Raw genomic sequence first — 12391 nt, 5'->3', positions numbered from 1 at the left:
TTGGAGCCTGTATGCGTGGTGGCCGAATTCTCTGGGGTCAGATCGCCGTCGTCCTGACCATCGTTCTCATGACGACATGGGCGGCGACGGAGTGGACCGCATGGCGTCTCGGTTTCCAGCCGCGGCTTGGACACCCATGGTTCGAGCTGGCGGGCAGGCAGATCTACTATCCGCCGGCCTTCTTCTGGTGGTGGTTTTCCTACGACGCCTATGCTCCGTCGATCTTCAACGAAGGCGCGATCATCGCCGCATCCGGTGGCTTCATCGCCATCACCGCCGCGATTCTCATGTCCCTCATCCGGGCGCGCGAAGCCCGCAACGTCGCGACCTACGGTTCGGCGCGATGGGCCGAGAAGGAAGAGGTGCTGGTCGCGGGGCTACTTAGCCCCGATGGCGTCGTGCTCGGAAAATACGAGCGCGACTATCTGCGCCACGACGGCCCCGAGCATGTCCTATGCTTCGCGCCGACCCGCTCAGGCAAGGGCGTCGGCCTCGTCGTGCCGACTCTGCTGACCTGGCCGGGAAGCTGCATCGTCCATGACATCAAAGGTGAAAACTGGACGCTGACGGCGGGCTTCCGCGCCAAGCACGGCCGCGTGCTATTGTTCGATCCGACCAACGTCCGATCGTCAGCCTATAATCCGCTGCTCGAAGTCCGCCAGGGTGAATGGGAAGTCCGCGACGTGCAGAACATCGCGGATATTCTGGTCGATCCCGAAGGGTCGCTCGACAAGCGCAATCACTGGGAAAAAACCAGCCACAGCTTGCTTGTCGGCGCGATCCTCCACGTCCTCTACGCCGAGAAGGACAAGACGCTGGCTGGCGTCGCCAACTTCCTGTCCGATCCGCGCCGCCCCGTGGAAGCCACTTTGCGCGCGATGATGGACACGCTGCATCTCGGCGAAGCCGGCGTCCATCCCGTCATCGCATCGTCGGCACGCGAGCTGCTGAACAAGTCCGATAATGAGCGGTCGGGCGTCCTCTCCACGGCTATGAGCTTTCTCGGCCTCTACCGCGATCCCGTCGTGGCCCGCGTCACGGCGCGCTGCGACTGGCGCATCGCCGATCTCGTCGGCAGCCGAAAGCCCGTCAGCCTCTACCTCGTCGTGCCGCCATCCGACATCAACCGCACCAAGCCGCTCATCCGTCTCATCCTCAACCAGATCGGCCGCCGGCTGACCGAGGAGTTGACCGCGACCGCGAAGCGCCACCGGCTGCTCCTGATGCTCGACGAGTTTCCGGCGCTGGGGCGCCTCGACTTCTTTGAATCGGCGCTCGCCTTCATGGCGGGCTACGGCCTCAAGGGCTTCCTGATCGCCCAATCGCTCAACCAGATCGAACGTGCCTATGGGCCGAACAACGCCATCCTCGACAATTGCCATGTGCGCGTCAGCTTCGCGACCAACGACGAGCGCACCGCCAAGCGCGTGTCCGATGCGCTCGGCACGGCGACCGAACTGCGCGATTCCACCAACTATGCCGGCCATCGTCTCTCGCCCTGGCTCGGCCATCTGATGGTCTCGCGGCAGGAAACGGCCCGGCCGCTGATGACGCCCGGAGAAATCATGCAGCTCCCGCCGTCCGAGGAAATCGTCATGGTCGCCGGCACGCCGCCGATCCGCGCCACCAAGGCCCGCTATTTCGAGGACGCGCGTTTGCAGGAGCGCATCATCACGCCGCCCGAGCTGGGGGCGGCTCCCGCCAACGCCGCCACGTCCGACGACTGGTCGGGCCGTGTCGTCGGCGCCGCAGGCCAGACGGGCGCGATCGGCGCGGGCGAAGACGGCGGCGATCCGGCCAATGCCGGCATCCGCCGCGAGCCGGAATTGCCCGAGCATGAAGAAATCATCCCGCCGCCGTCGCCCGCGCAGGAATTCGAGCTTCTGGACGACGAACCCGATGTGGACGCCGCCAAGGCCAACGCCATGCGCAACCGAATGCGGATGGTCGCGCGGCAAGCCTCGCTCGACCCCGGCGACGGCATCGAACTGTAAGGACCGCGCCATGCCGACCCGCACCCGCAGGAATGTCTATTTCGATCCGGCTTTGCTCAAACAGGTCGATGCTCTCGCGATGCGCCGCAAGGTCTCGGCATCGGCCATCGTGGAGGCCGCCGTCGCGTCGTTCCTCTCCGGCGACACGACCGAGAAGCTGGAGGCGGCCATGTCGCGCCGCCTCGACAAGCTCGGCCGCCAGATCGGCACGCTCGACGAAGATCTCGCCGTGCTCGGCGAGACGCTCTCGCTCTTCGTCCTGATCTGGCTCTCCTCTACGCCGCCGCTGCCGGAGGACGCTCAGGCCGCCGCACGCGCGAAAGGCGCCGAGCGGTTCGAGGGCTTCATGCAGAATCTCGGCCGCCGTCTGGCGAGCGGCGACAGGTTCCTGAAAGAGCTTTCGCGCGACGTCGAGTCCATCCCCGAAGGTCCGGCAACAGACCAGAAAGATACGAACGGCGTACCGCAAGAATAATCGACCCGTCCTATTCACCGCCGATAGCCGTCGACCGCCGCACGGCTCTCGATACTTGTTGAACAGGCCCGATTTCGAGCTCTTTTAATCATCCCCGATCGGGGAACTGTCTGTTGCGTCCCCTTCCGAATTTGGGGATGGCATGACTTCTTCTCACCAGAAACCGGAGGCGATCCAGCGCGGCGCGCGAATGCTCCGCACGGCGCTCGGCCCGGCTATCGCACGCTTTCTGGAAGACCCCGCCGTCGTCGAGGTGATGCTGAACCCCGATGGGCGCATCTGGATCGACCGGCTCTCCGACGGACTGTCCGACACCGGCGAAGTCCTGTCGCCCGCCGATGGCGAACGCATCGTGCGCCTGGTCGCCCATCATGTCGGCGCGGAGGTTCACGCCCGAAGCCCGCGCGTCTCGGCCGAACTGCCCGAGACCGGCGAGCGGTTCGAGGGGCTTCTTCCTCCCGTCGTCGCATCGCCAGCCTTCGCCATCCGCAAGCCCGCCGTCGCCGTCTTCACGCTCGACGACTATGTGGCCGCCGGGATCATGCGCGCCGATCAGGCCGTGACGCTGCGCGAAGCCGTCGCAGCGCGCGCCAACATCCTCGTCGCGGGCGGCACCTCCACCGGCAAGACCACGCTGACCAATGCGCTTCTCGCCGAAGTGGCGAAGACCGCCGATCGCGTCGTCATCATCGAGGACACGCGCGAGCTGCAATGCACCGCGCCCAACCTCGTTTCCATGCGGACCAAGGATGGCGTCGCCACGCTCTCCGATCTCGTGCGCTCCTCGCTGCGCCTGCGCCCCGACCGCATCCCGGTCGGCGAGGTGCGCGGCGCCGAAGCGCTCGATCTCCTCAAAGCCTGGGGCACCGGCCATCCCGGCGGCGTCGGCACCATCCATGCCGGAACCGGCATCGGGGCGCTGCGCCGGCTCGAACAGCTCATCCAGGAAGCCGTCGTCACGGTCCCGCGCGCCCTGATCGCCGAGACCATCGACCTTGTTGCCGTTCTCTCCGGCCGCGGGTCCGCGCGCCGACTCGCCGAACTCGCCCGTGTCGAAGGGCTCGGGCCGGACGGTGACTACCGCATCACGCACCCCAGCCCTTTGGCCACCCCCACCAGCACAGGAGAACCCTCATGATCCGTATCCCCATGCGCGTGCGCCGTACCGTCGCGACGGTCGCTGCCGTCGCCTACGTCAATCTCGTCCTCGCTCCCGCCGCCCATGCCTCCGGCTCCTCCATGCCGTGGGAAGCACCGCTCCAGAAAATCCTCCAGTCGATCGAAGGCCCCGTCGCCAAGATTATCGCGGTCATCATCATCATCGCGACGGGCCTGGCGCTCGCCTTCGGCGACACGTCGGGCGGCTTCCGCAAGCTGATCCAGATCGTCTTCGGCCTGTCGATCGCCTTCGCGGCGTCGAGCTTCTTCCTGTCGTTCTTCTCGTTCGGCGGCGGGGCGCTCGTCTAATGGCGGTCGCGTTCGAGCAACTGGACGTGCCGGGATTTACCGTCCCGGTTCACCGCGCGCTGACCGAGCACATCCTGCTCGGCGGTGCGCCGCGTTCCATCGCGATCCTCAACGGGACGCTGGCCGGGGCCGTCGGCCTCGGCCTGCGTCTCTGGCTGGTCGGCCTCCTCATCTGGGTCGTCGGCCATTTCGCGGCGGTCTGGGCCGCCAAGCGCGATCCGCTCTTCGTGGAGGTCGGGCGCCGGCATCTGCGCATTCCCGGTCATCTGTCGGTTTGAGGGAGGCGCAAGCATGATGAACCTCGCCGAATATCGCCGCACCGCCAGCCGCCTTGCCGACTATCTGCCCTGGGTCGCGCTCGCCGCCGAAGGCGTCGTACTCAACAAGGACGGCAGCTTTCAGCGCACAGCGCGCTTTCGCGGTCCCGATCTCGATAGCGCCGTCGCCGCCGAGCTGGTTGCTGTCGCCGGTCGCATCAACAACGCCTTCCGCCGTCTCGGCTCCGGTTGGAGCATTTTTGTCGAGGCGCAACGCTCCGAGGCCGCGACCTATCCCGACAGCACCTTTCCCGATCCGGCGTCCGGCCTGGTCGATGCCGAGCGCAAGGCCGATTTCGAGGAAGCCGGCGCGCATTTCGTGTCGGGCTATTTTCTGACCTTCCTCTATCTGCCGCCGGCCGAGGAAGCCGCGCGCGCCGAAACTTGGCTCTACGAGGGCCGCGAGCGCAGCGGCGTCGATCCGCATGAGATCCTGCGTGCCTTCACCGATCGCACCGACCGCGTGCTGGCGCTGCTCGACGGCTTCATGCCCGAGTGCGACTGGCTCGATGACGGCGAGACGCTGACCTATCTGCATTCGACCGTCTCGACCAACCGGTATCGCGTGCGCGTCCCGGAGACGCCGATCTATCTGGATGCGCTGCTCGCCGATCAGCCGCTGACCGGCGGGCTCGAACCGCGTCTTGGCAGCGAACATCTGCGCATCCTCACCATCATCGGCTTTCCGACCGCGACGACGCCCGGCCTGCTCGATGATCTCAACCGGCTCGCGTTCCCATATCGCTGGTCCACCCGCGCGATCCTGCTCGACAAGACCGACGCAACCAAGCTCGTCACCAAAATCCGCCGCCAGTGGTTCGCCAAGCGCAAGTCCATCGCCGCGATCCTCAAGGAAGTCATGACCAACGAGGCGTCGGCGCTCGTCGATACCGACGCCGCGAACAAGGCGGCCGACGCCGACATGGCCTTGCAGGAACTTGGGCAAGATGTCGCCGGCATGGCCTATGTCACGGCGACGATCACGGTCTGGGATGCCGATCCGCGTCTCGCCGACGAGAAGCTGCGGCTGGTCGAGAAGGTCATTCAGGGCCGCGATTTCACGGCCATGGTCGAAGGTGTCAATGCCGTCGATGCCTGGCTCGGCTCGCTCCCCGGACATGCCTACGCCAATGTCCGCCAGCCGCCCATCAGCACCTTGAATCTCGCCCACATGATCCCCCTGAGCGCCGTGTGGGCGGGGCCGGAACGGGACGAGCATTTCGGTGCGCCCCCCTTGCTGTATGGCAAGACCGAAGGCTCGACCCCGTTCCGGTTATCCCTTCATGTCGGAGACGTCGGCCATACGCTGGTCGTCGGCCCGACCGGCGCAGGCAAGTCCGTGCTGCTCGCGCTCATGGCCTTGCAGTTCCGGCGCTACGAACGCGCCCAGGTCTTCGCGTTCGACTTCGGCGGTTCGATCCGCGCTGCCGCGCTCGCCATGGGCGGCGACTGGCACGATCTCGGCGGCGGGTTGACCGAAGGCTCCGACGGTTCGGTCTCGCTCCAGCCACTTGCCCGCATCCGCGACACCTATGAACGCGCCTGGGCGGCTGACTGGGTCGTGGCGATCCTGATGCGCGAGGGCATCACGATCACGCCGGAAGTGAAGGAGCATATCTGGACGGCGCTGACCTCGCTCGCATCCGCGCCGGTCGAAGAGCGCACCATCACCGGCTTCGCGGTCCTGCTCCAGTCCAACGACATCAAGCAGGCGCTCCGGCCCTATTGCGTCGGCGGAGCCTATGGCCGGCTGCTCGATGCCGAGGCCGAACATCTGGGCAGCGCCGACGTGCAGGCGTTCGAGATCGAGGGGCTGGTCGGCACAGGGGCCGCGCCCGCCGTGCTCGCCTATCTCTTCCACCGGATCGGCGACCGGCTCGACGGCCGCCCTACGCTGCTCATCATCGACGAAGGCTGGCTCGCTCTCGATGATGACGGCTTCGCCGGCCAGCTCCGCGAATGGCTGAAGACGCTGCGCAAGAAGAACGCGTCCGTCATCTTCGCCACACAGTCGCTCAGCGACATCGACAATTCGAGCATCGCGCCGGCCATCATCGAAAGCTGCCCGACGCGGCTCTTGCTGCCGAACGAACGCGCGATCGAACCGCAGATCACGGCGATTTATCGCCGCTTCGGCCTCAACGATCGCCAGATCGAGATCCTGGCGCGAGCGACGCCCAAGCGGGATTATTATTGCCAGTCGCGGCGCGGCAACCGGCTGTTCGAGCTGGGTCTGTCCGAAGTCGGCCTCGCGCTCTGCGCAGCATCCTCCAAATCCGACCAGACCCTGATCGCGAACCTCGTCGCCGAACATGGGCGCGAAGGTTTCCTCGCCGCATGGCTTCGCGCCCGCGACGCCGGATGGGCGGCCGACCTCATCCCGACTTTTCCCACCGCAGCAAAGGAGTCCTGACCATGATGATCCGTCGTTTCCGCTCGCGCGCCATGGCGCTCGCCGCAACCATGCTCGCGGCCGCGCCGCTCGTGATCTCGCCGATGGTGGCGACGCCCGCGCACGCCATCATCGTGTTCGACCCGTCGAACTATGCGCAAAACGTGCTGACGGCGGCGCGCACGCTGGAGCAGATCACCCACCAGATCACCTCGCTTCAGAACGAAGCGCAGATGCTCATCAATCAGGCGAAGAACCTCGCCAGCCTGCCGTTCTCGGCGCTCCAGCAGATTCAGCAGTCCGTCCAGAAGACGCAAGCGCTCTTGCAGCAAGCGCAGAACATCGCCTTCAACGTCCAGCAGATCGACCAGATGTTCCAGCAGAAATACGGGAACGTCTCGCTGTCCGCGACCCAACAGCAGCTCGTCGCCGATGCACGGTCGCGCTGGCAGAACACGGTGGGCGGCTTGCAGGACGCGATGCGCGTGCAGGCCGGAGCGGTGGGCAACATCGATACCAACCGCACGCAGATGTCCGAGCTTGTCGGCCGCAGCCAATCGGCGACCGGCGCGCTCCAGGCCACGCAGGTCGGCAATCAGCTTCTCGCTCTTCAGTCGCAGCAGCTCTCCGACCTTGTAGCGTTGCTCGCCGCCAATGGCCGTGCCGGTGCGCTGACCGAGGCGGAGCGCTCTGCAGCGGCTGAGCAAGGCCGTGTTCAGCGGCAGCGCTTCCTCACTCCGAGCAGCGGCTACACCCCCGGCAACGCGCAGATGTTCAACAACGGCAACTGAGGCGCGGGCGATGGATGGCAAGATGCTGGCCCGGCTGGGCGCAATCATATTCGTCGCTGTCGCAGTGACCGCGACGGCAATCGAGATGACCCGCGAGGAACAGGCTCCGCCCTCCGCGCCCGTGCGTCTTCACGAGCCCTCGGGCGATCCGTTGCGCGAGGGCCAGCGCCGGTGCCAGCAGCTTGGTCAGAAAGCGGCAGAGGATACCGACTGCCTGCGTGTCTGGGCCGAGACCCGCGACCGCTTTCTTGGCCGCACGACTGCGCCGGCCGTGCCGTCCACCGGCGAAGGGCGGTGAGCCATGGGCGGCGCAGGCGTCATCGACACATTCCTCGGAACCTTCACTAGATACATCGACTCAGGATTCGGCCTGCTCTCCGGCGAAGTGGCGTTCATCGCCACCACGCTCATCGTCATAGACGTGACGCTGGCCGCGCTGTTCTGGTCGTGGAGCGCCGATGACGACATTATCGCGCGCCTGGTCAAAAAGACGCTGTTCGTCGGCGTCTTCGCCTATCTGATCGGCAACTGGAACAATCTGGCGAAGATCGTCTTCGACAGCTTCGCCGGCCTGGGCCTGAAGGCGAGCGGCACCGGCTTCTCGACCGCCGACCTGATGCGTCCCGGCAAGGTCGCACAGACCGGCCTCGACGCCGCCCGCCCGCTGCTCGAATCCATCTCCGACCTGATGGGCTGGGTCGCCTTCTTCGAGAACTTCATCCAGATCGCCTGCCTGCTCTTCGCATGGGCGCTGGTGATCCTCGCGTTCTTCATCCTCGCCATCCAGCTCTTCGTCACGCTGATCGAGTTCAAGCTGTCGACGCTGGCGGGTTTCGTGCTGATCCCGTTCGGCCTGTTCGGCAAAACCGCCTTCATGGCCGAACGTGTACTCGGCAACGTCATCTCCTCCGGTATCAAGGTTCTGGTGCTCGCCGTCATCATCGGCATCGGCTCGACGCTGTTCAGCCAGTTCACGCGCGGCTTCGGAGGGGCGACCCCGAGCATCGACGACGCCATGGCCGTCGTGCTCGCCGCGCTCTCGCTGGTCGGCCTCGGCATCTTCGGTCCTGGCATCGCCAACGGCCTCGTCTCCGGCGGCCCGCAGCTCGGCGCGGGCGCAGCCGTCGGCACCGGCCTTGCCGTGGGTGGCGCTGCTCTGGCCGCTGGCGGTGGCGCGATGCTGGCAGCGAAGGGCGGAGCCGCGGCCCTGTCCGGCGGTGCAGCCGCCGTCCGCAGCGGTGCGACCGCCGCAGGCGCGGCCTCCGCTGCATATAGTATCGGTTCACTCGGTAAGTCCGGCGCATCAGGCGTGACTTCAGGTCTTAGCGGTGTCGCCCGTGCAGCAGGCAGCACGACCGGCAACGCGGCGACGTCGCCGCTTCGCCGCGCCACAGCCAGCGTCAAATCCAGCTTCTCCGATGGCGTGAAGGCCGGCTTCGGTGCGACCGGCGGGACTTCGACCGCCGGCACCATCGGTGGGTCCGACGCGGCCAATGACGCCGCATCCGCCAGTTCTTCGGTCGCTGCCTCCGGCGGCGCTCCCGATTGGGCCAAGCGCATGAAGCGCGGCCAATCCTTGAGCCATGGCGTCCAGGCGACCGCCCATGCCGTCCGTTCCGGCGACAGCCACGGCTCCGGCTCTTCCGTCAACCTTTCAGAAAGTGACCGCACATGAACCTCTTCAGACGACCCGCCGCGCATTACGGCAAGACCCCGCAACCCGAGACTCCCTACCAGAAGGCCGCGCAGATCTGGGACGAGCGCATCGGCTCGGCCCGCGTGCAGGCGAAGAACTGGCGATACATGGCCTTCGGTTCGCTGATCCTGTCGGCGGGCTTCGCTGCTGCACTCGTCATTCAGTCGGCGCGTGGCACCGTCGTTCCCTGGGTGGTGCAGGTCGATAGGCTCGGGCAGGCACAGACGGTCGCGGCGGCGACCGCCGACTATCGCCCGACCGATCCGCAGATTGCATGGCATCTCGCCCGCTTCATCGAACAGGTCCGCTCGATTCCGGCGGACCCGATCATCGTCCGCCAGAACTGGCTTCGCGCCTATGAATGGACCACCGATCGCGGTGCCGGCGCGCTCAATGACTATGCCCGCACCAACGACCCATTCGCCAAGGTCGGGAAGCAGCAAGTCGCCGTCGAAGTCTCCAGCGTCATCCGCGCTTCGGCGGATAGCTTCCGCGTCGCCTGGACCGAGCGCCGCTACGAGGACGGCAAGCTCGCTACGACCGAACGATGGACCGCCATCCTGACCATCGCGCTTCAGCCGCCGCGCGATGCCGACCGGCTTAAGGTCAATCCGCTCGGCATCTACGTCAACGCCATCAACTGGTCGCGGGAGATGAGCCAATGAACCGCGCAATCCGCAAATCCACGGTCGCCGTCCTGTTTCTTTCCGCTACGGCGCTCGCCGGCTGCGCCACCAATCGGCCGCCCGAGATCAACTACGACGCCAATGTGCCGCCTTTGCCTGCCGTTCCCGTAAGCGTGACGGACGACCGGCCGAAGCCTTTGCATATCCCGCCGGCCTGGACCGTCGCGCGTGGCGGTCAGGCAGCGGGCACGCCGACCGCGCGCGTCGATAACGCAAATGCAGCGGCCCGCGTGCAGCCACGCCGCGAGGGCTACTTCAACGCCATTCAGGTCTATCCGTGGAGCGAAGGTGCGCTCTATCAGGTCTATGCCGCGCCCGGCCAGATCACCGACATCGCGCTCGAACCCGGAGAGAGCCTGACCGGCGCAGGCCCGATTGCGGCCGGCGATACCGCCCGCTGGATCATCGGCGATACGGAATCCGGTTCCGGCGTGACCCGGCGCGTCCATGTGCTGGTGAAGCCGTCCCGCGCCGACATCGCCACCAATCTCATCATCACCACCGACCGGCGCACCTACATGGTCGAGTTGCGTTCCGGCGAGAAGCCCTACATGCCCGCCGTCGCCTGGGCCTATCCGCAGCCGGCCGGCGGCGGGCGTCAGGCCGTTCCGGCAACGCCGGTCATTCCGGCCGTCGCCGCGCGCAACTATCGCTATGGCCTGACCGGCAGCAATCCGCCTTGGAAGCCGATTGCCGTCTATGACGACGGCCGCCGCGTCTATGTCGAGTTCCCGCGCGGCATCGTGCAGGGCGAGATGCCGCCGATATTCGTCATCGGTCCCGAGGGCGAAGCGCAGATCGTCAACAGCCGCATCTATCAACACATTCTGATCGTCGACCGGCTGTTCGGCGCGGCCGAGCTGCGCCTTGGCGCCGGCGACCGCCAGCAGACCGTCAGGATCGACCGCACCGACGGGAGGCCGCAATCATGACCGAAGCCGAAACCAACGCCGAACCCATGCGCCTGCGCAGCGAGCCGCCGCGCGTCACACGCCTGTCCCGCAAGATGCTCGCCAGCGTCGCGGCCGTCGCCCTGGTCGGCATCGGCGGTGCGCTGATCTATGCCCTCCAGACTCGTGCGCCAGGCGATAGCGGCGAAGAGCTTTATTCCACAGCCAACCGTCAACCTGCCGATGGTCTCGCTAGCCTGCCGCGCGACTATACCGGCCCAATCCTTGGGCCGGCGCTACCGGGCGACCTCGGTCGGCCGATCCTGTCCGCGCAGAATGCCGGCCAGCCCGTCGCGCCACCCGTCGTCCCAACGCGCGGTAATGATGAGGCCGAACAACGCCGCCGTGCCGAGGAAGAGGCTGCCCGCACCAGCACCGTCTTCTTCCAGTCGCGGGCAGGCTCGACCACCACGAACACGACGGCGACCACGCCTGCGTTGCCGGGATTCGATCCCGCCATTCAGCCCGGCCAGTCGACTGCGCAGGACAGACAGCTTGCCTTCCTCAATGCTGCCGCCGACCGGCGCACCGTGACACCCGATCGCGTCACGCCGCCGGCATCGCCCTTCGTGCTCCAAGCCGGCGCCGTCATCCCGGCGGCGCTAATCACCGGCATCCGTTCCGATCTTCCCGGCCAGATCACCGCGCAGGTCACGGAGACCATCTATGACAGCCCGACCGGCCGCATCCTGCTCATCCCGCAGGGCTCGCGGCTGATCGGGCAATACGACAACAACGTCCAGTTCGGGCAGCGCCGCGCGCTCCTCGTCTGGAACCGGCTGATCTTCCCGAACGGCCGATCCATCGTGTTGGAGCGCCAGCCGGGCGCGGATGCGAGCGGCTATGCCGGGCTTGAAGATGGCGTCGATTACCACTGGTGGGATCTCGCCAAGGCCGCGGCGCTCTCGACCCTGCTCGGCGTCGGCGCGGAGCTGGCGACCGACGACAATGACCGCCTCATCGCCGCAATTCGGGGTGGCGCGCAGGACACGATCAATCAGGCCGGTCAGCAGATCGTCCAACGCCAGTTGCAGATCGCGCCGACGCTGACCATCCGGCCCGGCTTCCCAGTCCGCGTCATCGTCACCAAGGATTTGGTGCTCGAACCCTACAGGAGCTGACCATGGCCAAGCTGAAACTCGGCCCCATCGCCGATGACAAGCCCGTCAGGATCACGGTGGAGCTGCCTGCGGCGCTCCACCGCGACCTGATCGAATACGGCCGCCTGCTCACCGAAGGCGGCACGCCGATCGAACCCGCCAAGCTGATCGTGCCGATGCTCGAACGCTTCATCGCCACCGATCGCGGCTTCGCCAAGGCGCGACGGACGCCTGGCTAAGCCGTTGGGGGCAGCGGCTACGCTCCCGCTGCCCAACGCTTCGACCTTCTCCAACCAGCACCGGCGATGAGAATCCTGCGTTGCGCCAGTCCGAGCCTCCCGAGATTCTATTACCGCGGATCGACAGCATCCCCTTGAGCCAGGCCAATCGAACCAACGCGCGTTCATGACCGGGGGGTGCCTTCTGCGCGTAAGCGCGAATACGGCACGCTACACGCCGCCGATCGCCCTCCACAGTCCGCCATGCGCCGAGGAGATCGCAGTCACGTTGCTGGCCGCCTCCC

At 66.5% G+C, this 12391-nt stretch carries 13 protein-coding genes; all 13 read left to right on the top strand.

Annotated elements, in window-relative coordinates; genetic code table 11:
• Positions 1 to 11: 11 nt before the first annotated feature.
• The 13 genes from C5L13_RS12595 (at position 12) to C5L13_RS12535 (ending at position 12107) form a co-directional block, all read left to right on the top strand.
• Positions 12 to 1994: a conjugal transfer protein TraG gene (locus C5L13_RS12595; protein WP_105383644.1), complete on the top strand. Its 1983-nt coding sequence runs from the start codon at positions 12 to 14 to the stop codon at positions 1992 to 1994.
• Between the two features lie 10 nt (positions 1995 to 2004).
• On the top strand, positions 2005 to 2469 hold the full coding sequence (locus C5L13_RS12590; RefSeq protein WP_105383643.1) for a ribbon-helix-helix domain-containing protein: 465 nt from the start codon (positions 2005 to 2007) through the stop codon (positions 2467 to 2469).
• 142 nt (positions 2470 to 2611) lie between these two features.
• The gene (gene trbB, locus C5L13_RS12585; protein ID WP_105383642.1) at positions 2612 to 3607 is read left to right on the top strand and encodes a P-type conjugative transfer ATPase TrbB; all 996 of its coding nucleotides are present in this window, start codon (positions 2612 to 2614) and stop codon (positions 3605 to 3607) included.
• A complete protein-coding gene (locus C5L13_RS12580) occupies positions 3604 to 3936 on the top strand; it encodes a TrbC/VirB2 family protein (protein WP_092715062.1) in 333 nt (110 codons plus the stop codon). The genes trbB and C5L13_RS12580 overlap by 4 nt, the downstream gene beginning before the upstream one ends.
• Entirely contained in the window at positions 3936 to 4214 is a 279-nt protein-coding gene (locus C5L13_RS12575; RefSeq protein ID WP_105383641.1) for a VirB3 family type IV secretion system protein, read from the top strand. The genes C5L13_RS12580 and C5L13_RS12575 overlap by 1 nt, the downstream gene beginning before the upstream one ends.
• A gap of 13 nt (positions 4215 to 4227) precedes the next feature.
• A complete protein-coding gene (gene trbE, locus C5L13_RS12570) occupies positions 4228 to 6666 on the top strand; it encodes a conjugal transfer protein TrbE (RefSeq protein ID WP_105383640.1) in 2439 nt (812 codons plus the stop codon).
• 2 nt (positions 6667 to 6668) lie between these two features.
• Complete coding sequence (gene trbJ / locus C5L13_RS12565) at positions 6669 to 7436, top strand: P-type conjugative transfer protein TrbJ (RefSeq protein ID WP_105383639.1); 768 nt, start codon at positions 6669 to 6671, stop codon at positions 7434 to 7436.
• Between the two features lie 10 nt (positions 7437 to 7446).
• Complete coding sequence (trbK-alt, locus tag C5L13_RS12560) at positions 7447 to 7734, top strand: putative entry exclusion protein TrbK-alt (RefSeq protein ID WP_105383638.1); 288 nt, start codon at positions 7447 to 7449, stop codon at positions 7732 to 7734.
• Between the two features lie 3 nt (positions 7735 to 7737).
• The gene (trbL, locus tag C5L13_RS12555) at positions 7738 to 9111 is read left to right on the top strand and encodes a P-type conjugative transfer protein TrbL (RefSeq protein WP_105383637.1); all 1374 of its coding nucleotides are present in this window, start codon (positions 7738 to 7740) and stop codon (positions 9109 to 9111) included.
• Positions 9108 to 9797: a conjugal transfer protein TrbF gene (gene trbF, locus C5L13_RS12550; RefSeq protein ID WP_105383636.1), complete on the top strand. Its 690-nt coding sequence runs from the start codon at positions 9108 to 9110 to the stop codon at positions 9795 to 9797. Before trbL ends, trbF begins: the two co-directional genes overlap by 4 nt.
• Positions 9794 to 10750, top strand: a complete 957-nt coding sequence (gene trbG, locus C5L13_RS12545; RefSeq protein ID WP_105383635.1) for a P-type conjugative transfer protein TrbG — start codon at positions 9794 to 9796, stop codon at positions 10748 to 10750. Before trbF ends, trbG begins: the two co-directional genes overlap by 4 nt.
• A complete protein-coding gene (locus C5L13_RS12540) occupies positions 10747 to 11889 on the top strand; it encodes a TrbI/VirB10 family protein (RefSeq protein ID WP_105383634.1) in 1143 nt (380 codons plus the stop codon). The genes trbG and C5L13_RS12540 overlap by 4 nt, the downstream gene beginning before the upstream one ends.
• A 2-nt stretch (positions 11890 to 11891) precedes the next feature.
• Positions 11892 to 12107 (top strand): DUF2274 domain-containing protein, encoded by a 216-nt coding sequence (locus C5L13_RS12535; protein WP_105383633.1) that lies wholly within the window; start codon positions 11892 to 11894, stop codon positions 12105 to 12107.
• The last annotated feature ends 284 nt before the right edge of the window (positions 12108 to 12391 follow it).

Origin of the sequence: Neorhizobium alkalisoli, from assembly GCF_002968635.1 — a bacterium.
Taxonomy (GTDB): Bacteria; Pseudomonadota; Alphaproteobacteria; order Rhizobiales; family Rhizobiaceae; genus Neorhizobium; species Neorhizobium alkalisoli.
Note: the sequence above shows the minus strand (reverse complement) of the source record. Positions and strands in the feature narration are given on the sequence as shown.